At 58.5% G+C, this 24,302-nt stretch carries 20 protein-coding genes and 1 tRNA gene; 10 read left to right on the forward strand and 11 right to left on the reverse strand.

Translation table 11 applies throughout. The features are described 5' to 3' along the window. The first annotated feature begins 76 nt into the window (after positions 1-76). Complete coding sequence (locus GS614_RS02345; RefSeq protein WP_171725413.1) at positions 77-1,303, forward strand: MFS transporter; 1,227 nt, start codon at positions 77-79, stop codon at positions 1,301-1,303. Here GS614_RS02345 and GS614_RS02350 read toward each other — a convergent pair whose 3' ends face one another. The 3 genes from GS614_RS02350 to cysS are packed head-to-tail and all read right to left on the reverse strand — an operon-like array spanning position 1,304 to position 5,114. Next, complete coding sequence (locus GS614_RS02350) at positions 1,304-2,080, reverse strand: squalene/phytoene synthase family protein (RefSeq protein ID WP_171116538.1); 777 nt, start codon at positions 2,078-2,080, stop codon at positions 1,304-1,306. 2 nt (positions 2,081-2,082) lie between these two features. Next, the gene (gene cimA / locus GS614_RS02355) at positions 2,083-3,717 is read right to left on the reverse strand and encodes a citramalate synthase (protein ID WP_171725414.1); all 1,635 of its coding nucleotides are present in this window, start codon (positions 3,715-3,717) and stop codon (positions 2,083-2,085) included. Continuing rightward, positions 3,717-5,114 carry a cysteine--tRNA ligase gene (gene cysS, locus GS614_RS02360; protein WP_171725415.1) on the reverse strand — a complete coding sequence of 466 codons (1,398 nt, stop codon included), beginning with the start codon at positions 5,112-5,114 and terminating at the stop codon, positions 3,717-3,719. Before cysS ends, cimA begins: the two co-directional genes overlap by 1 nt. A 218-nt stretch (positions 5,115-5,332) precedes the next feature. On the opposite strand from cysS, the gene GS614_RS02365 reads away from it, so the two are divergent. Both GS614_RS02365 and GS614_RS02370 read left to right on the forward strand, forming a co-directional pair. Next, on the forward strand, positions 5,333-5,677 hold the full coding sequence (locus GS614_RS02365; RefSeq protein WP_171725416.1) for an MmcQ/YjbR family DNA-binding protein: 345 nt from the start codon (positions 5,333-5,335) through the stop codon (positions 5,675-5,677). Between the two features lie 56 nt (positions 5,678-5,733). Then, positions 5,734-6,921, forward strand: coding sequence for a pyridoxal phosphate-dependent aminotransferase (locus GS614_RS02370; RefSeq protein WP_171725417.1), 1,188 nt, complete (start codon positions 5,734-5,736; stop codon positions 6,919-6,921). A gap of 8 nt (positions 6,922-6,929) precedes the next feature. Here GS614_RS02370 and GS614_RS02375 read toward each other — a convergent pair whose 3' ends face one another. Beyond that, entirely contained in the window at positions 6,930-7,460 is a 531-nt protein-coding gene (locus tag GS614_RS02375; protein ID WP_171167979.1) for an outer membrane protein, read from the reverse strand. Positions 7,461-7,860: 400 nt separating this feature from the next. Here GS614_RS02375 and GS614_RS02380 point away from each other — a divergent pair, with 400 nt between their 5' ends. Beyond that, positions 7,861-9,405, forward strand: coding sequence for a trimethylamine methyltransferase family protein (locus tag GS614_RS02380; RefSeq protein WP_171725418.1), 1,545 nt, complete (start codon positions 7,861-7,863; stop codon positions 9,403-9,405). Positions 9,406-9,450: 45 nt separating this feature from the next. Here the strand turns inward: GS614_RS02380 and GS614_RS02385 are convergent, their stop codons facing one another. Both GS614_RS02385 and GS614_RS02390 read right to left on the reverse strand, forming a co-directional pair. Continuing rightward, on the reverse strand, positions 9,451-9,696 hold the full coding sequence (locus GS614_RS02385) for a hypothetical protein (protein WP_117868858.1): 246 nt from the start codon (positions 9,694-9,696) through the stop codon (positions 9,451-9,453). 540 nt (positions 9,697-10,236) lie between these two features. Further along, positions 10,237-13,857, reverse strand: a complete 3,621-nt coding sequence (locus GS614_RS02390; RefSeq protein WP_171725419.1) for a vitamin B12-dependent ribonucleotide reductase — start codon at positions 13,855-13,857, stop codon at positions 10,237-10,239. A gap of 446 nt (positions 13,858-14,303) precedes the next feature. On the opposite strand from GS614_RS02390, the gene GS614_RS02395 reads away from it, so the two are divergent. Next, complete coding sequence (locus tag GS614_RS02395) at positions 14,304-14,834, forward strand: hypothetical protein (protein WP_253285274.1); 531 nt, start codon at positions 14,304-14,306, stop codon at positions 14,832-14,834. Positions 14,835-14,845: 11 nt separating this feature from the next. Here the strand turns inward: GS614_RS02395 and GS614_RS02400 are convergent. From GS614_RS02400 to pdxH, 4 genes are all read right to left on the reverse strand, one after another. Continuing rightward, positions 14,846-14,922, reverse strand: a tRNA-Pro gene (locus GS614_RS02400). A gap of 43 nt (positions 14,923-14,965) precedes the next feature. Further along, positions 14,966-15,433, reverse strand: coding sequence for a DUF192 domain-containing protein (locus GS614_RS02405; protein ID WP_171328270.1), 468 nt, complete (start codon positions 15,431-15,433; stop codon positions 14,966-14,968). A 5-nt stretch (positions 15,434-15,438) separates the two neighbouring features. Next, positions 15,439-15,945, reverse strand: coding sequence for a cold-shock protein (locus GS614_RS02410; protein ID WP_174829352.1), 507 nt, complete (start codon positions 15,943-15,945; stop codon positions 15,439-15,441). Positions 15,946-16,087: 142 nt separating this feature from the next. Then, the gene (pdxH, locus tag GS614_RS02415) at positions 16,088-16,693 is read right to left on the reverse strand and encodes a pyridoxamine 5'-phosphate oxidase (protein WP_171116534.1); all 606 of its coding nucleotides are present in this window, start codon (positions 16,691-16,693) and stop codon (positions 16,088-16,090) included. 135 nt (positions 16,694-16,828) lie between these two features. On the opposite strand from pdxH, the gene fabI reads away from it, so the two are divergent. The 5 genes from fabI to trpE all read left to right on the forward strand — a co-directional run bounded on the left by fabI (position 16,829) and on the right by trpE (position 22,791). Then, a complete protein-coding gene (gene fabI, locus GS614_RS02420; protein WP_171725420.1) occupies positions 16,829-17,635 on the forward strand; it encodes an enoyl-ACP reductase FabI in 807 nt (268 codons plus the stop codon). Positions 17,636-17,639: 4 nt separating this feature from the next. After that, positions 17,640-18,149 carry a xanthine phosphoribosyltransferase gene (gene gpt / locus GS614_RS02425; RefSeq protein WP_170344155.1) on the forward strand — a complete coding sequence of 170 codons (510 nt, stop codon included), beginning with the start codon at positions 17,640-17,642 and terminating at the stop codon, positions 18,147-18,149. A 21-nt stretch (positions 18,150-18,170) separates the two neighbouring features. Continuing rightward, positions 18,171-19,346 (forward strand): aminotransferase, encoded by a 1,176-nt coding sequence (locus GS614_RS02430; protein WP_171725421.1) that lies wholly within the window; start codon positions 18,171-18,173, stop codon positions 19,344-19,346. 80 nt (positions 19,347-19,426) lie between these two features. Continuing rightward, complete coding sequence (locus GS614_RS02435; RefSeq protein ID WP_171725422.1) at positions 19,427-21,268, forward strand: peptidylprolyl isomerase; 1,842 nt, start codon at positions 19,427-19,429, stop codon at positions 21,266-21,268. A gap of 11 nt (positions 21,269-21,279) precedes the next feature. Then, positions 21,280-22,791 (forward strand): anthranilate synthase component I, encoded by a 1,512-nt coding sequence (gene trpE, locus GS614_RS02440; RefSeq protein ID WP_171725423.1) that lies wholly within the window; start codon positions 21,280-21,282, stop codon positions 22,789-22,791. Between the two features lie 58 nt (positions 22,792-22,849). Here trpE and GS614_RS02445 read toward each other — a convergent pair whose 3' ends face one another. Next, positions 22,850-24,283: a polysaccharide deacteylase family 2 protein gene (locus GS614_RS02445; RefSeq protein ID WP_171115749.1), complete on the reverse strand. Its 1,434-nt coding sequence runs from the start codon at positions 24,281-24,283 to the stop codon at positions 22,850-22,852. Between the last annotated feature and the right edge of the window lie 19 nt (positions 24,284-24,302).

Genomic DNA, 24,302 nt, shown 5'->3' on the forward strand with positions numbered 1-24,302 from the left:
TTCGGGCAGGTTAGGCGCATGTGACGCAGATGCAACCCGCTTGTGCCGCAAACACTTAGCCGATAACCATTCGCCCATGACGATGATTTCAACCCTTCCGGACGACCGGCAGGCCAAACGCAATGTGGCCGTACTGGTGGCTGCCCAAGCCATTCTGGGCGCGCAGATGCCGATGATGTTCATCGTCGGCGGGCTTGCAGGTCAGTCGCTGGCCTCGAACCCCTGCCTAGCGACGCTGCCGATATCCCTGATCGTTCTGGGATCGATGCTGGCAGCCACGCCGATCTCGGCCATCATGCAAAAATGGGGCCGTCGCGTGGGGTTCCTTGTCGGGGCAACGGCCGGTGCACTGGGCGGGTTGATCGGGGCCTATGGTCTGTTTCTGGGCTCGTTCCCCACCTTTCTTGTCGGCAGCCTGCTGACCGGCATCTACATGAGCGCACACGGGTTCTATCGCTTTGCGGCAGCAGACACCGCGTCAGACGATTACCGCCCAAAAGCGATTTCATACGTGATGGCCGGCGGGCTGGCGGCCGCCATCATCGGGCCTCAGATCGTGAAGTTTACGTCTGAAGCATACGTCATCCCTTTTCTGGGAACATATATGGCCGTAATCGGCATCAACGTTCTGGGCTCGGCGCTGTTCTTCTTTCTCGACATTCCGACACCTGCGAAACCTGCGGCCGATGAACCCAAGGGGCGGTCACGGATCGAGTTGCTGAAAACACCCCGCATCGCCGTCGCGATCATCTGTGCCATGGTGTCTTATGCGTTGATGAATCTGGTCATGACCTCGACGCCGCTTGCCGTTGTCGGATGTGGATTTTCTGCCAATGACGCGGCGGATATCGTGACAAGTCACGTGCTGGCAATGTATGTCCCCAGCTTCTTTACCGGGCACCTGATCGCCCGGTTTGGCGTTGAAAAGATCGTCGCTCTGGGCTTGGCCATACTTGCCGCATCAGGGGTGGTTGCGCTGCAAGGCGTCGAATTGGGGAACTTTTTTGTCGCCCTTGTTCTTCTGGGCATTGGTTGGAATTTCGGCTTCATCGGCGCGACCACGATGCTGGCCGCGTCGCATGAACCGCAAGAGCGCGGACGGATGCAGGGCCTCAATGACCTGTTGGTGTTTGGCGGTGTGACATTGGCATCGCTGGCCTCGGGCGGGTTGATGAACTGCTCGGGCGGATCCGCGATCGAGGGGTGGAATGCCGTCAACCTGGCCATGATCCCTTTGCTGACACTGGCAGGTGGCGCATTGCTGTGGCTGGTTCTGCGCCCGGCCGATCCCGAAAGGGTCTGATCACCAGCGCCCGCTGCCGACGGTCCACATCAGCGACAGTCGCTGACGCATTTCGCCTGGCTCAAGCGTTCCTGCCGCCACCCGCTCGGGTTGGGCGATGGCCTGCTTCAGAACTCGTTCCGCCAGCCAACCCGCATACAGCGCGGGACGCGCCTCAGGTGCGATGTCGCCCCGCTTTGATCGCGCCTTGCGCAATCGGTCCAAAGCGGATTGGGCCAATTGCTGAACGCCGCCCTTCGTACCATCAAGCAAAGGTACGCGACCCCGCTTTTCCAGTTCGGGAATGGCGCGGAACCAATTTGCCACACCGACCCCGTACCCGAAATCGCGCAACACGCTTTCATCCGCCACACCCAGCGCCTGCGCAGAGGCGACGAAAAGAGATCCGGAACTGTGGTTGATATAGGCGTCAAAGTGCTCCTGATCCTCGAACGGATCCCGGTATATATCCCAACGTCTTACGGCAACAAATTCATCCAGTACGCCTGCCAGATGCGGCGACAGGACCCGCGACAGAGGCGTCACCACCTCGTGCCGCCGAACCGCGGACCCTTCTGCAATCTCCTGCAACGCGTCGCGCCACCATTGCAGCCGCATTTCGGCAATCATGGCCTCTTGCGTCACCCATGGCGCGCGGGCGACTTCGACATTCAACGCATAGATCGGAAACAAAACCACGCGAGCCGCGACCGGAGCAGCCATCGTCGCGCGGAACCGGTCAGGATCCGCTCGCTGAACCAGCGCGGCGCAGGCTTTGACATCATCGTCGAAGGTCACACTCACTCGGCTGCTGCCTTTTGCGGATCGCAATCACGGACCAGTTTCCACTGGATCGCATCCAGCAGCGCCTCAAAGGACGCATCAACTATGTTCGCACTGACACCCACCGTCGACCAGCGCCGCCCCTGGCCGTCTTCGCTGTCGATGATGACGCGGGTCACCGCTTCGGTCCCGCCCTGGGTGATACGGACCTTGAAATCGACAAGTCGCATATCTGACAAAACCTGCGAATACTGGCCCAAATCCTTCGCCAGCGCCTTGGCCAGCGCGTTCACAGGCCCCCTGTCGTTTCCGGAGTCGTCCATGGATTCGCTAACCGACAGTTTCTTTTCACCGTCCACTTTGACCACGACGACAGCCTCGGACAGGCTGACCATCTTGTTGTATTTGTTCTTCCGACGCTCAACAGTGACCTTGTAGCGCTTGACCTCGAAGAACTCAGGCAGTTGCCCCAGTTCATCCCGCGCCAACAGTTCGAAACTGGCCTGCGCGGTGTCGTAGGAATACCCAACCGCTTCACGATCCTTGATCCGTTCAAGGATGCGGCCCAATGCGGGATCACCGGCTTTGACGCTCAGCCCCGCCTCGGTCAGGCGTTTGCGCAGGTTCGACTGACCCGCCTGGTTCGACATCGGAATGATACGTTCATTGCCTATGCTCGCCGGGTCCACATGTTCGTAAGTCGATGGGTCCTTCAGGATCGCGCTGGCGTGCAACCCCGCCTTATGCGCAAAAGCCGACGCGCCCACATAAGCCGCCTGCTTGCTGGGAACCCGGTTCAAAACGTCGTCCAACATGCGGCTGATGCGGGTCAGCCCGGCCAGCGCATCAGGGCTGACACCGGTTTCGAACTGCGACGCATAGGGTTCTTTCAGCAGCAATGTCGGGATCAGCGCCGTCAGGTTTGCGTTGCCGCAGCGTTCCCCCAGACCATTCAGCGTTCCCTGAATTTGCCGTGCACCTGCTTCGACCGCTGCCAGAGAACAGGCCACTGCGTTCTCGGTATCGTTATGGGTGTGGATACCCAACCGTTCACCCGGCAGACCGGCCGCGATCACTTCGGACACGATCCGCCCGACCTCGGACGGCAACGCGCCACCATTGGTATCACACAGCACAACCCATCGCGCGCCCGCCTCCAGCGCGGCCCGGCAAACTTCCGTCGCGTACTCGCCGTTGTCCTTGTACCCGTCAAAGAAATGTTCGGCATCGAACAACGCCTCGCGCCCTTGCGCCACGATATGCGCCACCGAAGCACGAACGTTTTCCGTGTTCTCTTCAAGCGAAATGCCAAGCGCGTGGGTCACGTGATAATCATGCGACTTGCCAACCAGACAAACGGCCTGCGTTCCCGCATTCATCACCGCAGCCAGCACATCGTCATTCTCGGCCGAGCGCCCCGCCCGCTTGGTCATGCCAAAGGCTGTCAACCGGGCCGAAGTCTTTGGCGCCGCCTCGAAAAACGCGCTATCGGTCGGGTTCGCTCCGGGCCAACCGCCTTCGATGTAATCCACACCCAATGCGTCCAGCGCCTGTGCGATCTGCACTTTTTCAGCGGTCGAAAACTGCACGCCCTGGGTTTGCTGCCCGTCACGCAGCGTCGTGTCGTAAAGATAGAGGCGTTCTCTGGTCATCAGACCTCCTCCAGCTTGGCGGCATCAAAACCGGCGCCCGGCACCAGTTCAACACCTTCCTTGCTCATTCGAACCTCAAGCCCTGCCGCAACATACGCCGCCTTGAGGCGGTCGACCTCCGAGAAATCCTTGTTTTCCATTGCAGATACGCGCGCCTTCGCCAAGCGATCTGCATGGGCACTCAGGTCTATGGACGCCGTGTCAGCCCACGACGGGACATCTTTGCCCAACAAGCCCAAAAATTGCAGAGAATGTCTCAACCCCACGACATCGTCAGCGATGGATAACTGGTGGAGTTCGGCGATAGCACCGGCTGTGTTCAGGTCGTCGGCCAAAAAGTTAACGATTTGAGGATGCGGCTCGCCATAACCAACCCCTTGCGCGGCCTGCGCGTAGAATTTGCGCAAGGTTCGCTCCGCCTCACGGGCTCTTTTCTCAGTCCAGTCCATCGGCTTGCGATAATGCGTCTGCAAAAAGACAAAGCGGATCACTTCGCCCGGAACGCCCTGCTCCAGCAGATCATGCACGGTAAAGAAATTGCCCAGCGATTTGGACATCTTCTTGCCTTCGACCTGCAACATCTCGTTATGCAGCCAGACCCGCGCGAATTCACCGTGCGGGTGTGCGCATTTGCTCTGGGCGATCTCGTTCTCGTGGTGCGGGAACATCAGGTCGTTGCCGCCACCATGGATATCAAAACTCTCACCCAGCAACTCATAGCTCATGGCCGAGCATTCGATGTGCCAGCCCGGACGTCCCCGCCCCCATGGGCTGTCCCAGCCCGGCAATTCATCGGTCGAAGGCTTCCACAAGACAAAATCCATCGGGTTCTTCTTGTAGGGCGCCACCTCGACCCGCGCGCCGGCGATCATGTCATCCACCGAGCGCCCCGACAGCTTACCGTAGCTCTCTTTCCAGCTATCCACCGCGAACAGAACATGGCCTTCGGCGGCATAGGCATGACCCTTAGCGATCAGGTCTTCGATCATCGCGATCATCTGCGCGATGAACTGGGTCGCGCGCGGCATCTCGTTCGGCTCCAACGTGCCCAAAGCGCCCATATCATGCAGGTACCAGCCGATGGTCTCATCAGATCGTTCCTGCACCAATTGCTCCAGCGTGCCTTCCGCGCCCGCCTGTTTGCGGGCCAGCGCCGTGGCGTTGATCTTGTCGTCCACGTCGGTGAAGTTGCGCACATAGGTCACGTGTTCTGCGCCATAGACATGGCGCAACAGACGATAAAGAACGTCGAACACGACCACCGGGCGGGCATTGCCCAGATGGGCGCGGTCATAGACCGTCGGACCACAGACATACATCCGCACGTTGTCAGGGTCGATCGGTACGAAATCTTCCTTTGTCCGCGTCCGCGTGTTGTGCAGCTTGATCGTCGTCATCGGTCGGGCTCCTAGAAAACAGCAAAGGCTTGCGCGTTGGCGCGGGCTTAGCAACTTGTCTCAGGGATGAAAACGAAAGAAACCGGCCCGCTTGATAAATCAGCAGGTAATGCAGCAGATAATGATGCAGGTCACCGGGTTCATGCCCCTCGGTTAGCACGGGAACCCCGCCAAGCCAAGCGTTGAGTTTGCTCACCCGGTCCGGCAGAGTGCCCGTCATGGATCGAGACTTCATCAATTCCATCTGCAAGGAATTTCCCGGAGCCGAGCTGTCGGACCCGTGGGGCGGCGGTCATGACGCGTGGAAGGTTGGCGGCAAGATGTTTGCCTGTATCGGAACTGCAAATGACGGCGTGTCAGTCAAAACACCCGACGTGGAAACGGCTCAGATGGTGATTGATGCCGGTGTCGCGGTGAAAGCCCCCTATTTTCACCGCAGCTGGGTCCGCCTGCCGTTTGATGCCGAGACGGAGGAGCTGCGCCATCGTTTGACGGTTTCCTATGACCTCGTACGCGCATCGCTGACAAAAAAGCTTCAGGCAACGCTGGCGCAGCGAAGCTGATTGACAAACGGCCACTGCTCTGCCCCATTCAGCGCAAAGCAACCAGGGGCGATTTCATGAGATTGTCTGAACGCATCACGCAGATCACCGGCGGCGGCAGCGATGGCTGGGACGTGTTCTACCGCGCGCGCCGGATGTTGAGTGAAGGACAAGCCGTAACCGAACTGACGATCGGTGAACATGACACCCGAACCGACCCTTCGATTCTTCGGGCGATGGAGCTGTCGGCCCGCAACGGCCATACAGGGTACGCGATGGTGCCCGGCACGGACCTGCTGCGCGACACGGTCGCCGCGCGGGTTCAGACCCGCACTGGCGTTCCGACCTTTCGGAACAACGTTCTGATCACCCCCGGCGGGCAAGCCGCCCTGTTCGCGGCACATATGGCCGTTTGCGATCCCGGTGATGTCGGATTGTATCTCGACCCGTACTACGCCACCTATCCCGGCACGATTCGGGGTGTTGGCGCCGTGGCACGTGCGGTTCAAACCCCGGCCGATGACGCTTTCCAGCCCCAGGCCGAGCGGATCGATGCCGCTGCTGAAGGCGCGGTTTCGTTGTTGATCAACACGCCGAACAATCCGACCGGCGTGGTTTATTCCCGCCAATCGCTGGAGGCGGTCGCTGACGTGTGCAAACGGCGCGATCTCTGGCTGATCTCGGATGAGGTATACGACACGCAGGTCTGGGACGGTGAACATCTTTCTCCGCGTGCGCTGCCCGACATGGCAGAGCGAACGCTTGTGGTTGGATCCATGTCCAAGTCCCACGCCATGACGGGGTCGCGTTGTGGATGGGTCGTCGGCCCACAGGAGGTCATCGCCCATCTGATCAATCTGGCGACCCACACCACCTACGGCGTTCCCGGGTTCGTACAGGACGCGTCGAGTTTTGCGCTGACCGCGGGTGTTGAACTTGAAGAAAAAATCGCTGCTCCGTTCCGCCGCCGCCGTGCCTTGGCCATGGATATTCTGGCCTCGCAAAACATCGTCGGCCTCGTCCCCGCGCAGGGCGCCATGTATCTGATGCTGGATATCCGCGCGACCGGGATGTCGGGCGACGCGTTTGCCAACGCGCTGCTGGACGCACACAAGATTGCCGTCATGCCCGGCGAAAGCTTCGGCAAGGCCGCTGCCGGGCACATACGGGTGGCCATGACCGTGGCCGATGAACGCTTTGCGGTTGCGCTGAAAACGCTTTGCGAATTCGCGTCGCATCTTGCGAGGAAGCACGCAGCTGAATAAGCCTGTTGTCAGAAACGAAACGTTGTACGCAAGTTGAAGACGTTGGAATCCAGACCACCGGTGGATCGGGTGACATCATCGAAGTCTTGCCGGAGCGCCTCACCGCTGATGACAAAATTCTCGCCAATCGGATAAGCGATGCCGATCCCGTAAACAGCGGCGGTATCGCTGTCGACGGATGTTTCGGCCCGTGCCGCGCCAACGACGACATACCCCAGCGCGCTGCCGAAATCGTACCCGCCACGCAGTTTCAATCGAGTCATGCTGTCCAGACTGCCCTGAGACTGGCTGAGGTTCAGGGAAAGGCGGTTGTATTCAAGTTCACCGCCCAGTACGAAAGCCCCGAAATCCTGATCATAGCCTACATGCGCGCCAAAGGCGGTGTCATCCCCGCTTGATCCACCCGGTCCATCCGCATCCGCGTACCCAAAGCTGAGCCCAACGTAACCGCCTGTCCAATCCTCTGCCAAAACCGGGCTGGCGCTGGCCGTCAGAGCCACGACAATCAGGGCAGAAAAAAGTTCAAAAGTCTGTTTCAACGCGATTTCACTCGGGATTCAGATCATGTCTAGCTTTGAATTCAACTGGGATCGCTTTTGTCAGAGTTCAATTCCTTGCACGCAAAGCTCAAGAGTAAGTGAATGCAGTATAACAGATTTCTGTCACCGCGGGAGAAAATCTGCCTCAGAATTCCGTCAGTGGACCGTTGGGCAAACATTTGCTGAAGTTAATTTCGTTGAGGTCGCAAACAGAACAGATTGCGTCGCCGTGTTTTGGAACTCTTGCGCCAAACGTTGAGAGGCGGAATGACTGACCACGACTGGAAAATCAGCCTGATCAGCCGCACCATTGGTGCGGACCGGGGGCGTGCAGCGAGAGGGCGGCCGTAAGCGGCCACTTGCCAGTTCCCCAAACATCTCTCACAGATCGGAAAAAGAAATGAACGACCAATCCCGCAACACATCGCGCAGCGGCGGTCGCGCTGCGCGTCGCGCTGCCCGTGCAACCGCGTTGCCTGAACATCTGCGCCCCGTGCGCCCCGGTATGGAGGGCGGTGTCCTGAATGTCCTGACCCAGGCACAGATCGAACGTATCCACGAGGCCGCCCTGACCGCATTGGAAACCATTGGTCTGGCGGACGCGCCGCAAAGCGGGATCGACTATCTGGTTGGTGCAGGCTGCACATTGGGCGACGATGGCCGCATCCGCTTTCCCCGTGCCCTTGTCGAAGACACGATCGCAAAAGCGAACCGCAAGGTCACATTGTACAGCCGCGATGGAAAAACCGATCTGGACCTGACCGGTACCAAAGTACATTACGGCACGGCTGGTGCAGCCGTTTCCATGGTCGACGTGCATGGTCGCGAGTATCGTGATTCAACCGTTCAGGATTTGCACGATGCCGCACGCATCTGCCAACAGCTTGACAATATTCACTTTGTTCAGCGCCCCATGGTCTGTCGCGACATCGCGGACAACCTGGAAATGGACCTGAACACGATCTACGCCAGCTGTTCAGGAACATTCAAACACGTCGGCACATCCTTCACGGAACCCAGCCACGTCGCCCCCGCGATGGAGATGATCTACATGATCGCGGGCGGCGAAGATAAATATCGCGAGCGGCCATTCGTGTCGAACTCGAACTGCTTCGTCGTCCCACCGATGAAATTCGCCACTGAAAGCTGCGAAGTGATGGAGGAATGCATCAAGGCCGGAATGCCGGTTCTGTTGCTGTCAGCCGGAATGGCCGGCGCCACCGCGCCATCAACCATCGCCGGAGCAATCACCCAGGCCACGGCGGAATGCCTTGCGGGATTGGTTTATGTAAACGCCGTAAGTCCCGGCGCGCCCGCAGTTTTCGGCACCTGGCCCTTTGGTCTTGATCTGCGGACCGGCGCAATGTCCATCGGTTCCGGAGAACAAGCTCTGCTGACGGCAGGCTGCGCCCAGATGCACCGTTTCTACGACTTGCCTGGGGGTGCAGCGGCCGGTGCATCAGATTCGAAGCTGCCCGACATGCAGGCCGGGTGGGAACAGATGTGCTCGAACGTGATGGCGGGGCTGTCCGGGTTGAACATGGTTTATGAAGCCGCTGGCATGCACGCCTCGCTGCTGGGTTTCTGCTTTGAAAGCCTCATTCTCAGCGACGACCTGATCGGTCAGGCACTGCGCTGTGTGCGCGGGATCGAAGTGACCGATGAAACCCTGGCATTGGATCAGATCGCATCCGTGTGCATGGGCGGCCCCGGTCATTATCTGGGCACCGATGCGACCCTCAGCCGGATGCAGGCCGACTATGTCTATCCGACATTTGGTGACCGCTCGTCCCCCAAGGAATGGGTGGAGCTTGGCAAACCGGATCTGGTTGAAAAGGCAGTGGCCCGAAAGAATGAAATCCTGTCCACCCCGTCGGCGGCCCGGTTCGACCCGCTTCTGGATGCTGAAATTCGGGAAAAATTCAACATTCACTTGCCGTTATAGCATCTGAAAAAGCGGCCCGATGAGTGTCGGGCCGCCCTTTCGTGTTTACCCGTTGCTGGGTGGAAGCAAACCTGCCTCTTGTGCAACGGCCACTTCATCAGCATCCAGCGCCCCGTCACCGTTTGCGTCCATCGCCGAGAAAGTGTCGGCGTCGACGTCGGGCAACACGGCCTGAATTTCTTCGATGGTCAGAACGCCGTCGCCATTGGCGTCGGTTGAGGACTGCGCCGAGAGCACTCCCGGCAAGGTCAGTGCAGCAATGGAAATCCCAATCAAGTACTGCGGTTTCATTTTCGTGCCTCCTGGATAAGTTGATTATGTCTTCGTCCGGACAGGCCCCAGAAACACCGGATTAGCCGCAGGCGTCACCCGTTTTGCGTGATTTCCGGGAAGTCGCGCCAATCTTTGCGTGTTTGCCCGAGTCGGTGTTGCGACACACCGCCGGGCAAAACCTTGCCAGACCCGTTTCGGCAAAACTTGCCCGACAGGCATGGCCCGATCCGGCAAGACCGCGCTCATCCGGGCAACCAGTCGCAAAAAAGAAAGGGGGCCGAAGCCCCCTGTCAGTTTCGCCATCCAGGCTCATTTCGTTGACCGCCCGGTGTTTTTTTGCCTGCGGCCTGGACGTCGCATGGAACGAGCGCACCCGTTCCGTGAAAGAGTGGGAGGGAGCAAATATTCCGCCCCACCCTGTTCCCGGCCAACACGGGCATGTCGGCCGAGTGAAGAAAGGACATCTGGTAAGTCTTGTGTCCTTTCTCCGAATTCGTCGGGGTCGGTTACCTAGGGCAGCGTCCGACCCCTACGCCCCGGGGTGCCGGGGCGCTTTCCTCAGCTACACCCGCTTGTCGCGCCACAGGTGTTGCATTTCATGCAGGTGCCGTTGCGCACCAGTGTGTAGTTTCCGCATTCGCCGCAGGGATCGCCCTCGTACCCCTGCATCTTGGCCTTTGTGCGGGCGTCCATGCTTGTGGCCACCGCCGTTTCGGCTGCCGGTGCTTCAAAGGAAGCCGCCGGTTCAGCCATGCCGTTCACCTCGACCTGACCCGCGTTGAACACAGCCAGATCTTGCGGCAAGCGCTTGCGCAGATAGCCAGTGGAGCTGATTTGTTTCAGCACTTCCAACGACTTGGACGCGGCTGTATCGCTGATTTCCGAAACATTCGAGACACCCTCGTCCTCGCCCCGACCCAGATCGTCAAAGGTTGCGCCTTCGGGTTTCACATGGGCCAGATCGGTACGATCCAGATAAGACACGGCCAGTTCGCGAAAGATATAATCCAGGATCGACGTTGCATTCTTGATCGAGTCGTTGCCCTGCACCATCCCCGCGGGTTCGAACTTGGTGAAGGTGAAGGCGTCCACGAATTCTTCCAGCGGCACACCGTATTGCAGACCAACCGACACGGCGATGGCAAAGTTGTTCATCATCGCACGGAAGCCGGCGCCTTCCTTGTGCATGTCGATGAAAATCTCGCCCAGCTGGCCGTCTTCGAACTCACCGGTGCGCAGATAGACCTTGTGGCCACCAACGATTGCCTTCTGGGTATAGCCCTTGCGGCGATGCGGCAGTTTTTCACGATGGCTGCGGATGATTTCCTTGACCACAACCTTCTCGATCACCTTTTCGGCCAGAACGACGGCCTTTTCCTGCGCCGAGCCGCTTTCCAGCACCTCTGCCGCCTCGTCGTCATCCTCGACCAGTGCTGCCGCCAGCGGTTGCGACAGTTTCGAACCGTCACGATAGAGCGCGTTGGCCTTCACACCCAGCGACCAGCTGAGTTCATAGGCTTTCTGGCAATCCTCGATGGTCGCGTCATTCGGCATGTTGATCGTCTTCGAGATCGCACCCGAGATGAAGCTCTGTGCCGCCGCCATCATGGTGATATGGCTTTCAACCCCAAGGAAACGCTTGCCTTTTTTCCCGCACGGGTTGGCGCAATCAAAGATCGAATAATGCTCTTCCTTCAGATGCGGCGCACCTTCAAGCGTCATGGTTCCGCAGACATGGTCGTTGGCCGCCTCGATATCCGCACGGGAAAAACCAAGATGACGCAGCAGGTCGAATGTCGGGTCATTCAGCTTGGTCGCCGGGATGCCCAGAACACCGGTGCAGAAATCCTCGCCCAGTGTCCACTGGTTGAAGACGAACCGGATGTCGAAGGCGCTTTCTAGCGCGGCGTCCACCTTGGCCAGCTCATTGGGGCCAAAGCCATGACCGGTCAGCGAGGTGTGGTTGATACCCGGCGCATTGCCGATGGTGCCGTGACCAACTGCGTAGGATACGATCTCTTCGATCTGCGACGAGGAATAGCCCAGCTTTTCCAGCGCCGAAGGCACCGAGCGGTTGATGATCTTGAAGTAACCGCCACCGGCCAGCTTCTTGAACTTCACCAGCGCAAAGTCAGGCTCGATCCCGGTGGTGTCGCAATCCATCACAAGACCGATGGTGCCGGTGGGCGCGATCACGGTGGCCTGCGCGTTGCGATAGCCGTTCTTCTCACCAAGGCTCAGCGCCTCATCCCAGGCGGACATGGCCAGATCGACCAAGCGCTTGTCCGGGCAGTTGCCGTGATCCAGCGGCACCGGTTTGACGGCCAGTTTCTCGTAGCCTTCTGTCACACCCTGCGCCGCGCGGCGGTGGTTGCGGATGACACGTAGCATATGCTCGGCGTTGCGCTCATAACCTTTGAATGCGCCCAGCTCACCGGCAATCTCAGCCGAAGTCGCATAAGCCACACCGGTCATGATCGCGGTCAGCGCACCGCAGATCGCCCGGCCTTCGTCCGAGTCATAGCTGTAGCCCATGTTCATCAGCAGACCGCCGATATTGGCATAACCCAGACCCAGTGTGCGGAAGTCATAAGACAGCTGCGCGATTTCCTTCGACGGGAACTGCGCCATGGTCACCGAGATTTCCAGCGTCAGGGTCCACAGGCGCGAGGCATGCATGTAATCCGCTGCCTGGAACTCACCATCCTTGAGGAAGGTCAGCAGGTTCATCGAGGCCAGGTTACAGGCCGTGTCATCCAGGAACATGTATTCCGAGCACGGGTTCGAACCGCGGATCTCACCATCTTCGGGGCATGTGTGCCACTCGTTGACCGTGTCATGGAACTGGATGCCCGGATCGGCACAGGCCCAGGCCGCATGGCCGACCTTTTCCCACAAATCCCGCGCCTTGACCACCTTGGCCACCTTGCCGTCGGTGCGGTTGATCAGCTCCCAATCGGCATCCTTTTCAACCGCCTTGAGGAACGCATTGGTCACGCGGATGGAATTGTTCGAGTTCTGGCCCGAAACCGAGCTGTACGCCTCCGAATCCCAGTCTGTATCATAGGTCGGGAACTCGATGCTGTCGTGGCCCTGCTTAGCATAATCCAAAACACGCTTGATGTAAGTTTCTGGTATTGCGACCTTTTTCGCTTCACGAACCGCCTTTTTCAGCGCGTCGTTCTTGTTCGGATCATAGGCGTCATCGGCAGATCCATCCCAAGACCGGATGGCCTCGAAAATGCCGTTCAGCATCTTCTCGTGCATCTTCGATCCGGCAACGATCGAGGCCACCTTCTGTTCTTCGATCACCTTCCATTCGATGAATTGCTCGATGTCTGGGTGATCTGCATCGACGATCACCATCTTTGCTGCCCGACGGGTTGTTCCGCCTGATTTGATCGCGCCAGCGGCGCGGTCGCCGATCTTGAGAAAGCCCATGAGGCCCGAGGATTTGCCGCCGCCCGACAGCGCCTCGCCTTCTGCACGTAGATGGCTGAAGTTGGTGCCTGTGCCGCTCCCGTATTTGAACAGGCGCGCCTCGCGCACCCACAGGTCCATGATGCCGCCTTCGTTCACCAGATCATCATCGACCGACTGGATGAAGCACGCGTGCGGCTGAGGATGTTCATAGGCCGATTTCGACTTGGTCAGCTTGCCGGTCTTGTAGTCGACATAGTGGTGCCCCTGCGCCGGGCCATCGATTCCATAGGCCCAGTGCAGGCCGGTGTTGAACCACTGCGGCGAGTTTGGCGCCGCACGCTGGGTCGCCAGCATATAGCGCATCTCGTCGAAATAGGCGCGCGCGTCTTCCTCGGTCGAGAAATAGCCGCCCTTCCAACCCCAATAGGCCCAGGCACCGGCCAGACGGTCGAACACTTGCTTCGACGATGTTTCTCCTTCGAACTCTGCACCTTCCGCGGGAACCGATCGCCACAGAAATTCAGGAACATCCTTTTCTTTCACCTTCTTGAGCTTGGTGGGCACCCCCGCCTTGCGGAAGTATTTCTGCGCAATCACATCACTTGCAACCTGCGACCAACTGGAAGGGACTTCGATGTCATCAAGACGAAAGACAATTGTACCGTCCGGATTTCGGATTTCAGATGTTGCGGACACAAAATTCAGTTCCGCATAGGCGTCCTGATCCGGTTTGGTGAATTTTCTTTCAATCTTCATGTCCGCAGCCCTGGTTTATTCAGCTCAATTTCAGATTCCCGACACCAAATCTTGTGTTGCAGGGTGTCGCCCACAACGCCCTGAGAAGCGTGCAAAAAGGTACTGTTCGCTGCCTTGGACAGCGCAATGCCGCTAATGCGGCCGCACGTTAATCGTTTGTGCTTATCCGACCCTCGCCCGCTGCCTTTTCTGGGATATGCACCAGATGTTGTGGCAATCTCGTTGGCTCATACAATTTGACGTATGTTCCCATAGTAGGTCAACGCCCTTTTTCGGTCATTTCCCAAATCTTTTTTATTGACCTGATGGTTGCATGAGGCCTTCTGCGTGCAGGCCGCGATTCCTCCACAGCTTCATCCACGGCGAATTTCCGCCGACGTTTTGCGCTCTCAAAATGAATTCCCGTTTTTACCAGCATAGTTATCTGGATTTGATCAACCAATGGCATGCTGGTTACCTTGAAAGGGAATCAATACCGTCCGGGCAAACAGACCTGCGCCATGTACCGAACGGTTTACCCAAGAGCGAGGGAGTTCAAACGAATGAAGTTGTTTCATTTTTTCCCGGCCGTGGCCTGCATCGTTGCATGCGCACCACAAGATGTGCCCATCCCGTCACGCAGCGCACAGTTTGAATCCTTCCCGAAACGGCTGTTCGATACGTTTGAAACCAGTTGCTCGGGCCCTGGCGAGTCTTTCAAAAAAACCGGGAACCAAGTTTTTGAATGCAGTGAGTTCCTGCCCCCGAAGGCGACAGCTTTTCTGATTCTGAACTATGACGGCCATCCGCAGGAACTGCCCCAAAGCGTCATGCGTCTTACGTCAACAAAAACAAACGCAGGGTATCGCGTGGACGCGCATGTTTTCTTCCACGTCCCGCAAAAAACCGGTGCGGCAGTTGAAGTTCCGGTTGAAAGTAAGGTTTTGAATCAAGCCATCGGCGAGCTCTACCAGACAATGGGTGGCTCGCCGAATTAGCTTGATGGAAGTGGTCGGGGCGGCAGGATTCGAACCTACGACCCCCTGTACCCAAAACAGGTGCGCTACCAGACTGCGCCACGCCCCGGACCGTGCGCCTTCCTAACGACGCCGATCTGATTTGAAAAGCCCTAACAGGGCCAAATTGCAGGTCCTTGCGAAAAAATTTCGTGCTTCATCTGTGTCCCGGGCCTGATGGAGTAGCGCGCGGACAATCCTGCATTGATTTCCAGCACCGCAAATACGGAATCGCCCCCTTCAATCGGCGTAAGATCACCCGGAATCGCGCCTTCATGCACACGCGTCACCAAACCGGTGCGATCCAGAAAAACCATATCGAGCGGGATCAGTGTGTTCTTCATCCAGAAAGCAACGGGTTGCGGCGGATCAAAGACGAACAGCATACCGGATCGAGCCGGCAACGATTCGCGAAACATCAAACCGCGGGATCGCTCTTGCGGAGTGACGGCGACTTCCACGTTAAATTGCACGGTCGCACTGTCGTTTCTGAGTGTGACTCGATCCGATCTGCATGCAGCAGCGGCAACCCCTGCCCACAACGTTACGAATATGGTCAAGAGTATCCGAAGCCGTTTCATCCGGTTCAGCTATCCAAAGCCGCTTCCCAGGCCAGAACCTGCGCGGCCATCCGACCACGCTTGCCGTCGATCACCCTCATGGCCAGCGCTTCACCTGGTTGCAGATCGGCAAGACCCGACCGGCGCAACACCTCGATATGAAGGAATACGTCTTCATTTCGCCCAAAGACATTGGCAAATCCAAAACCCTTGCCTTTGTCGAACCATTTCACCCGTGCGGCTTCCAGCGGCGCCTTTGCGATTGCCTCCGGATCCAGCTCGGCGAAATCGGCAAGCATCATCGAGTCGGTCCGCGCCGGCGGATCAATCGCAACGACCTCGACCGCCTGAACCCCTCGGTCCGTGCGGTGAGTCATGATTTCAATGCTGGCGCCATCCGCAACCGAACTCTGGCCGTAATTGCGCAGAACATTCACGTGCAACAGAATATCCGGGCCGCCCTCTTCGGATACAACAAAGCCATAACCCTTGGCAGGGTCGAACCATTTTACGTGTCCACGGACGCGGTACATGTTGTTCAGGTCTTCTGGCACGGTTTTCCCATCGCGAATTTCAACAGTTCGTTAAGGGTTTGTTGTTTATGGGAATGGCAGGCAAATTCAAGCTGAAAAAATCGTTTATTTTCTGCCTGTTGCATTTCACGACACGTGAACGTCATGGATTCAACCTTTCAACATGCCATGCCGATCCCGGCTCAATTCGTTGCCATCTGAACCGGTCATGCAAGCGGAATGCTCCATCGGCCCAGAACTCAATCTCGGTGGGCGTCAATCTGTACCCGCCCCAAAACGGCGGACGCGGTGGATTTGGCCCAAGTTTCGCCGTCACTTTCGCGACCTCTGCCATCAAAGCTGCCCGGCTTGAAAGCGGTTGCGACTGCTTTGAAGCCCACGCGCCCAGTCGGCTTTTCAATGACCTTGATGCATAATACTCATCTGCCTGGGGCCCATTTTCACGACGTATTGTACCACGAACACGAAGTTGACGCCGCAAAGATTTCCAATGCATCACAAATGCAGCTTTTCCGGCGGTATCCAGTTCCTTGGCCTTGGCGCTTTCGTAGTTCGTATAAAAAACAAACGAGTCCGCTTCGATTTCCTTGAGCAACACCATGCGTGCATTTGGCAAGCCATCCGGATCAACGGTTGCTAGCGCAATCGCATTCGGGTCGTTCAATTCGGTTTCTTCAGCCTCGGCAAGCCACCGGGCCGCTATTTCAAACGGATCGGAGCCAGCAAAGATGCCATCACGCTCGGTCATTTCCATCCCCTGGAAAGTATTAACGACGAACCTAAGGCGAGAACCCGCTGCGGGCAAGAGCGCACGGCCTTGATGCAGCGCAACCAATGGCATAAACCAACTCAACATAACGCGAAGACAGGCGGAGAACCGAACATGTCAAATCAGTTGATGGCCGGCAAACGCGGCCTCATCATGGGACTGGCCAATGACAAATCAATCGCATGGGGAATCGCCCGCGCCTTGTCGAATGCCGGGGCCGAGCTGGCCTTTTCCTATCAGGGCGAGGCTTTGAAAAAGCGTGTCGACCCGCTGGCGGCGCAATTGGGCAGCGAAATCGTTCTGCCCTGCGACGTCAGTGACGAAGCATCCATCGACGCGCTCTTTGCAGCGCTGGAAGAGAAATGGGGCAAGATGGACTTCATCGTCCACGCCATCGGCTTTTCCGACAAGAACGAGCTGCGCGGTCGCTATGTCGACACCAGTCGCGCGAATTTCAAACTGACGATGGATGTGTCGGTCTATTCTTTCACGGCCGTGATGCAGCGTGCTGAAAAGATGATGTCCGAGGGCGGCAGCGCTGTGACCCTGACCTATTACGGCGCCGAGCAGGTCATGCCGCATTACAATGTCATGGGCGTCGCCAAGGCCGCGCTCGAGGCCTCGGTCAAATACCTGGCTGAGGATCTAGGCAAGGATGGCATCCGCGTGAACTCGATCTCGGCCGGTCCGATCAAAACCCTGGCCGCCAGCGGCATCGGCGATTTCCGCTATATCATGAAGTGGAACGAATATAACTCGCCACTGCGCCGCAACGTGACCATTGACGATGTCGGAAACTCGGCGCTGTATCTTCTGTCGGATCTGTCCAGTGGCGTAACCGGTGAAAACCTGCATGTGGATTCCGGGTATCATATCGTCGGCATGAAGGCCGTTGACGCCCCGGACATGGAAAAAGGTTAAGAACATGAGCGCCAAGGACCGCCTGCCCCACGAAAAAGGCTTTCACATCAGCTGGGACCAAATTCATCGCGATTCGCGTGCACTGGCCTGGCGTCTTGACGGGCAAGGGCCCGATGATGGCAACTGGCGGGGTGTTGTCGCGATCACCCGCGGCGGCATGGCGCCTGCGATGATCGTCAGCCGCGAACTGGACATCCGTACGGTGGATACGATCAGCGTGCGTTCGTACCACCATCAGGAACAGGGTGAAGCAGAGGTGTTGAAATCTCCGGACGCCGACCTGATGGGCGACGGAACCGGTATTCTGATCATCGACGATCTGGTCGACAGTGGAAAGACGCTGGAACTGGTGCGGGAAATGTACCCGAACGCGCATTTCGCAACGGTTTACGCCAAACCCAAGGGCCGTCCGATGGTGGATACCTTCATCACCGAGGTCAGCCAGGACACATGGATCTTCTTCCCATGGGATATGGCCCTTCAATATGTCGAGCCGTATCGCGGCACCGATTGATTCCAGAACAGTAGACCGCACATGACGCTCAGCCGTACCGCCGCAACGTTCGCACCTCCGGTGATGGAGGCGCGCCGATGGGTCGAGGGCGTTTCCTTCCCATCCGACCGCCCGTTGATCAACGTAAGCCAGGCGGCCCCGGTCGATCCGCCGCCGCTGGCCTTGCGGCAGGCCATGGCCGAGTTCGCCGTTCGCGAAGACAGCGCACATCTTTATGGCCCGGTTTTGGGCAATGACGATCTGCGCGCTGAACTGGCGGCGCAGATCAGTTCTCACTATGCAGCGCAGGTAGATTCACCCCGGATCGCCATCACATCAGGCTGCAATCAGGCGTTTTCGGCCGTGATATCGGCGATCACCGGCGAAGCCGATGAGGTCATTCTGCCAACCCCATGGTATTTCAACCATAAAATGTGGCTGGACATGGCAGGAGTACAGGCCGTGGACCTGCCGACCGGCGATGACCTTCTACCCGATCCAGAGCGTGCGCGCGGTTTGATTACGGACAAGACCCGCGCCATTGCGCTGGTCACGCCCAACAATCCGGGCGGCATCGAATACCCTGCCGAACTTGTCAGGGCCTTTTACAACATCGCCCGTGAAACCGGGATTCGCCTGATCGTCGATGAAACCTATCGCGATTTCGACAGCCGCAGCGGCCCTCCGCATGATCTGTTTCAACATCCCGGATGGGACGAAACGCTTGTCCACCTGTACTCTTTTTCCAAGGCTTACCGTCTGACGGGCCACAGGGTTGGCGCCATCGCGACAAGCCCGGAGCTGTTGTCCGAGGTCGAGAAATTTTTGGATACTGTCGCCATTTGCCCCGGCCAGATCGGCCAGTTCGCTGCGTTGTGGGGTATGCAAAACCTGTCGCAATGGCTGGCCGGCGAGCGCGATGAAATTCTTGACCGCCGCGCAGCCATTGCAGAAGGGATGCCGGCGCTTGAAACCCGGGGTTGGCGGCTTTTGGGACTTGGCGCCTATTTTGCCTATCTCGAACATCCGTTCGACCTGTCGTCAGACGAGCTTGCGCGCCGTCTGGTCAGCGAAGCCGGTGTGCTGCTGTTACCCGGCACCATGTTCATGCCCGATCATGACCCGGCTGGAAAACGGCAGGTACGCATTGCTTTTGCCAATCTGGATCGGGCCGGGCTGGGCCAATTGTTCGACCGGTTGCAGGACCTGTCCTTCTAAGCTTGCCCCTCGGCGGTGTGCGTCGTATTCAGGGCCGCAACCGACAGGGCAGAACTCTGCCAAAAAAACAAGAGGGCATCATGGCCGCAGGCGCTAAAAGTCTTTCGAAAACCTTTGTCTGGATTCTGATGGGCCTGCTGATGCTGGGCCTTGCGGGATTTGGCGCGGTCAACCTCAGCGGGACGATCCGCACAGTTGCGCAAGTCGGCGACGAAAGCATCTCGGTCGATGACTATGTGCGCGAATTGCAGCGCGAAATCCGAGCGGTCGAAGCACAATCCGGGCAGCCTTTGCAGATGTCGCAAGCGCGCGAGCTGGGTCTGGATCGAAACGCCCTTGCCCGCCTGACCGCTTTGGCAGCGCTGGACAACGAGGTCCGTCAGCTTGGGATTTCCATCGGCGATGAGAACCTTCAGCAAGAGATCATCTCGATCCCGGCGTTTCAGGGTGTCAACGGAACTTTTGACCGTGAATCCTATCGCTTTCAGCTGGAACAGGTCGGCATGACCGATTCCGAATTCGAATCCGATCTGCGCAAGGAATCCGCCCGAACCATCGTGCAGGGCGCAATCATGGGCGGCGTGAAAATGCCCGCAACGATGACGGACACGATGGTCGACTACATCGGCGCGCGGCGCAGCTTTACGGTCGCAACTATCGGGGCGGAAGCACTGGACACACCTGTGGCCGAACCAACGGACGCGCAGATCCAGGCATTCTACGATGACAATGGAGATCAGTTTACCCTGCCCCGCACCAAGCAGCTGACTTATGCGATTCTGTCGCCTGCAATGTTGGTGGACACGGTCGAAATCGACGAAGACGCGTTGCGGAAGCTTTATGAAGAACGGTCCGACGAATACAACCAGCCCGAACGCCGTCTGGTTGAACGTCTGAACTTCCCAAGCGAACAGGCCGCCAAGGACGCTTTGGCGCAGCTCGAGGTTGGCGGCACGACCTTTGAACAGTTGGTTCGGGATCGCGATCTGGAACTGAACGACATCGATCTGGGCGACGTGACGCGTGAGGATCTGGGCGAAGCTGCGGACGCCGTTTTTGCGGCCGAGCTTGACGCTGTCGTGGGCCCGTTGCCTTCGGTGTTCGGTCCGGCCCTGTTCCGTGTCAATGGATCACTGGCCGCGAACAGTGTTCCATATGACGAGGCCGAGCCGGCACTTCGGGAAGAGTTGGCGACTGAACGCGCCCGCCGCCTGATCGAGGCGCAATCCGAAGATATCAACGACATGCTGGCGGGCGGTGCCACTCTGGAAGAACTGGCGGAAGAAACCGAAATGGAACTGGGTCAGATCGACTGGACCCGTGACAGCGACGACGGCGTTGCGGCCTATGACGGGTTCCGAGCGGCCGCAGAAGCCGTGCAGGAAGGGGATTTCCCTGAAATCGCCTTCCTCGAAGACGGGTCAATTTTTGCCCTGCGCCTAGACGAGGTTCTGCCGCGCCGCCCGGAACCGCTGGAGAGCGCGCGCGACCGTGTCGCCGCGGCCTGGCAGCAGGCCGAGATCAACAAAGCCCTGCGCGAAAAGGCGGATGCCATTCTGAACCAACTGGTACCTGACGGTGATTTCGCAGCGACCGGCCTGCCCTTCCGCGTCGAAAACGCCCTGACCCGCACAGCGTTTCTGAATGACGTTCCGGCCAATTTCATGAACGAAGTTTTCGCAATGGAACCGGGCGAGCTGCGCGTTGTTTCGGGCAATGGTGCGGCTTGGATAGTGCGTCTGGATGAAACCCTGCCGCCGGCGGATACGGATGAACTGCGTCAGTTGCGTGATGCCCTGAGCTCGCAGATGGATCAGGCTTTGGCACAGAATATCTTTAACGCCTACGTACGTGACGCCCAGACCCGGGCGCGCCCTGTGGTGGATCAACAGGCGTTGAACGCCGTGCAGGCGAGCTTTTAAACGAGACCGATATGGCCCTGACACCCGATTTCGAAACCTTCGCGCGCGCCTATGATGCGGGCGAAAACCAGGTTGTATATACGCGTCTGGCCGCCGATCTGGACACACCTGTTTCACTGATGCTCAAGCTGACGGGCGCGCAGAAAGATGCGTTCATGCTGGAATCGGTGACAGGCGGTGAGGTTCGCGGCCGCTATTCGATCATCGGCATGAAACCTGATCTGGTTTGGCGCTGTCACGGGGAAACCTCGGAACTGAACCGTTCGGCCCGTTTCGATGCCGAGGCGTTCTCGCCCCAAGATGGCAACCCGATGGACAACCTGCGGGCGCTTCTTGCCGAAAGCCGCATGGAATTGCCCGATGACCTGCCACAGGCCGCTGCCGGGCTGTTCGGGTATCTGGGTTATGACATGGTTCGGCTGGTGGAACACCTTCCGGATGTGAACCCTGATCCACTGGGATTGCCCGATGCGATCATGCTGCGCCCGTCTGTCATCGCGGTGCTGGATGGGGTCAAGGGTGAGGTAACGGTGGTGTCACCCGCCTGGGCCAGTGACGGTCAATCGGCCAAAGCCGCGTATGCGCAGGCGGCTGAGCGTGTAATGGATGCGGTCCGGGATCTGGAACGCGCGATGCCCGCAGAAACCCGCGATCTGGGTGACGCGCGCGAAGTCGCCCCACCGGTGTCGAACTTCACCAAGTCCGGCTATATGGAGGCGGTGGAAAAGGCCAAGGAATACATCCGCGCGGGTGACATTTTCCAAGTTGTTCCGGCTCAGCGCTGGACCCAGGATTTTCCGCTGCCGCCCTTCGCACTCTACCGGTCCTTGCGGCGCACGAATCCGTCGCCGTTCATGTTCTATTTCAACTTCGGCGGTTTCCAGGTCGTGGGCGCAAGCCCCGAGATTTTGGTGCGAGTGTTTGGCAATGAAGTCACCATTCGCCCCATTGCAGGCACCCGCCCCCGTGGCGCGACGCCAGAAGAAGACAAGGCGAATGAGCTTGATCTGCTGGCCGACAAGAAAGAACTGGCCGAACATCTGATGCTGCTGGATCTGGGTCGCAACGATACCGGTCGCGTGTCAAAGATCGGAACCGTGCGTCCGACCGAAGAGTTCATCATCGAACGATACAGCCACGTGATGCACATCGTATCAAACGTTGTAGGCGAACTGGCCGAAGACAAAGACGCGTTGGATGCCTTTTTTGCGGGTATGCCGGCAGGAACGGTTTCGGGCGCACCCAAAGTGCGCGCGATGGAGATCATCGACGAGCTGGAGCCTGAAAAGCGCGGCGTTTACGGTGGCGGCGTCGGCTATTTCAGCGCGGGCGGAGACATGGACATGTGTATTGCCCTGCGTACCGCCATCGTGAAAGATCAGAAACTCTATATCCAAGCTGGGGGTGGTGTTGTTTACGACAGCGACCCCGAAGCCGAGTTCATGGAAACCGTTCATAAATCCAACGCCATACGGCGCGCGGCAGCTGACGCCGCGCGGTTTACCGGCAACGGAAACGGCTAAAAAAACAGGGGCGCCCGATCAGATGATCACCGCCCCTTTTCTTTGCATTCTGCGCAGGTCACTGCACCTGTTTCATCATGACGGCCGAGATCGGAGCCATTGCCACGCGGTTGCCCCGATCTTCCAGCCCCCACAGCAACAGGGCTGAAATCGTCTCGGGACGCACGCGTCCCAGCATGACCACTGTCCCTTCCTGACCCGCACGGAACGCGGCCTGATCCAGGAATCTGCGCATTATTTTGGGATCCTGCCGTGCGCCGTCGATATCGCGGAAAACGACACTGGACGGAATTCCGTTTCGCGCCGCCAGCTTCTGCACGGTGTTGAGCCCATTGTCCTGCGTAATCAGCCCACGACCGGTTCCCGCAGCAATCGCGGCGACCTGATCGGCCAGTTTGCGATTGCCCTGAATCCCGCTGTTCACACCTTCCAGAATACCAACCGTTTCCGGCAGGGTATCCAGCCACACCGACAGCGACACCTCGGCGTCCTGTGCACTTGCCGCCTCGGGCAGATCCGCCAGTGCCAGCACCTCGAACCCGGCCTTGCGATGACGTGCCATCTTTTCTGCCGCATCAGGGTCCGATGGGTTCACGGCGAAGCTGATCGGATACGGAAAGTCCTGCAACGCTTCGGACCCGAATGAACCCTCGTCATCAATCAGAATGATCGACATCAACGGTTTGGCTTCGGGGTTTTCGAACTTTGCCCCAAAACGCTCGATCGGCTTGGTCGATTTCGGCTGTTCAGCCGAGGCCTGTTCCACGACCGGCTCATCATCCCGTTCCGTCAGCGGAACGACGCGTTTTCCGATGATCGAGCTGGCACTTGCTTTTTGCTCACCCCCGATCTGGGGCAGCGCAGCGATGCGCGGAAGTTCGCGAGGCATGGTGTCTTCATCCCCTTCCACGGCAATCGGGCTGTTTTCAAAGGGGTTCTGTTCTTCGGCCTCTGTCGACTCTGGCTCCGGCTCTGGCGCTGCCCGTGGCAGAGGGTCTGGCTCGGGTGCAAGCGCGGCCACCTCGGTGTTCTCGGGCTCTGCCGGCGGGGCCGGTGTTTCATCAATTACGGCAGGCAGCGCATCGTCTGGCTGAATCGCGGGAACCTGACTTGGCTCTGGCAAGGCGGCGGGTGCTTCGATCACGAATGACACTTCATTTGCACCTGCCGCTTCCGGTTGGTTCAGCGCATCCGTTGCCGCACCGACAACCGGCTGGGAATCGATTGACGTTTCCAGCCCCGACAGATCGGCCAGATCCTCGCCTTCGTCATCGGCGGCTTCTGGCGCACGCGGGGCAAGTTCCACCAGATCGGCGTCAGATCCGGCGTCCGCCACTTCAGCTGGAGCCTCGGGAGTTTCAGAAATCGTCGGCGCCGGTGCTTCGGTTGCAACAACCGGGGTATTCACCATCGGCGTCTTGAGTGACACAACCGCACCCAAGATCAAAACAACGATCGCGCCCGCGACCATTCCTCCGAAAAATCCGCCCATTTTCCTGCCTTTCGCCTCT

The organism is Ruegeria sp. HKCCD6604 (genome assembly GCF_013110635.1).
Classification (GTDB): domain Bacteria; phylum Pseudomonadota; class Alphaproteobacteria; order Rhodobacterales; family Rhodobacteraceae; genus Ruegeria.

Bases quoted from the DNA above. Each gene is read 5' to 3' on its own strand.
- GS614_RS02370 (WP_171725417.1), top strand. From the start codon at position 5,734: ATGAGATTGTCTGAACGCATCACGCAGATCACCGGCGGCGGCAGCGAT.
- GS614_RS02390 (WP_171725419.1), bottom strand. From the start codon at position 13,857: ATGAAGATTGAAAGAAAATTCACCAAACCGGATCAGGACGCCTATGCG.
- pdxH (WP_171116534.1), bottom strand. From the start codon at position 16,693: ATGACCGAGCGTGATGGCATCTTTGCTGGCTCCGATCCGTTTGAAATA.
- trpE (WP_171725423.1), top strand. From the start codon at position 21,280: ATGGCCCTGACACCCGATTTCGAAACCTTCGCGCGCGCCTATGATGCG.
- GS614_RS02380 (WP_171725418.1), top strand. From the start codon at position 7,861: ATGAACGACCAATCCCGCAACACATCGCGCAGCGGCGGTCGCGCTGCG.
- cysS (WP_171725415.1), bottom strand. From the start codon at position 5,114: ATGACGACGATCAAGCTGCACAACACGCGGACGCGGACAAAGGAAGAT.
- GS614_RS02410 (WP_174829352.1), bottom strand. From the start codon at position 15,945: ATGTACCGCGTCCGTGGACACGTAAAATGGTTCGACCCTGCCAAGGGT.
- GS614_RS02395 (WP_253285274.1), top strand. From the start codon at position 14,304: ATGCTGGTTACCTTGAAAGGGAATCAATACCGTCCGGGCAAACAGACC.
- fabI (WP_171725420.1), top strand. From the start codon at position 16,829: ATGTCAAATCAGTTGATGGCCGGCAAACGCGGCCTCATCATGGGACTG.
- GS614_RS02345 (WP_171725413.1), top strand. From the start codon at position 77: ATGACGATGATTTCAACCCTTCCGGACGACCGGCAGGCCAAACGCAAT.
- gpt (WP_170344155.1), top strand. From the start codon at position 17,640: ATGAGCGCCAAGGACCGCCTGCCCCACGAAAAAGGCTTTCACATCAGC.
- GS614_RS02445 (WP_171115749.1), bottom strand. From the start codon at position 24,283: ATGGGCGGATTTTTCGGAGGAATGGTCGCGGGCGCGATCGTTGTTTTG.
- GS614_RS02365 (WP_171725416.1), top strand. From the start codon at position 5,333: ATGGATCGAGACTTCATCAATTCCATCTGCAAGGAATTTCCCGGAGCC.
- GS614_RS02430 (WP_171725421.1), top strand. From the start codon at position 18,171: ATGACGCTCAGCCGTACCGCCGCAACGTTCGCACCTCCGGTGATGGAG.
- GS614_RS02435 (WP_171725422.1), top strand. From the start codon at position 19,427: ATGGCCGCAGGCGCTAAAAGTCTTTCGAAAACCTTTGTCTGGATTCTG.
- GS614_RS02385 (WP_117868858.1), bottom strand. From the start codon at position 9,696: ATGAAACCGCAGTACTTGATTGGGATTTCCATTGCTGCACTGACCTTG.
- cimA (WP_171725414.1), bottom strand. From the start codon at position 3,717: ATGACCAGAGAACGCCTCTATCTTTACGACACGACGCTGCGTGACGGG.
- GS614_RS02405 (WP_171328270.1), bottom strand. From the start codon at position 15,433: ATGAAACGGCTTCGGATACTCTTGACCATATTCGTAACGTTGTGGGCA.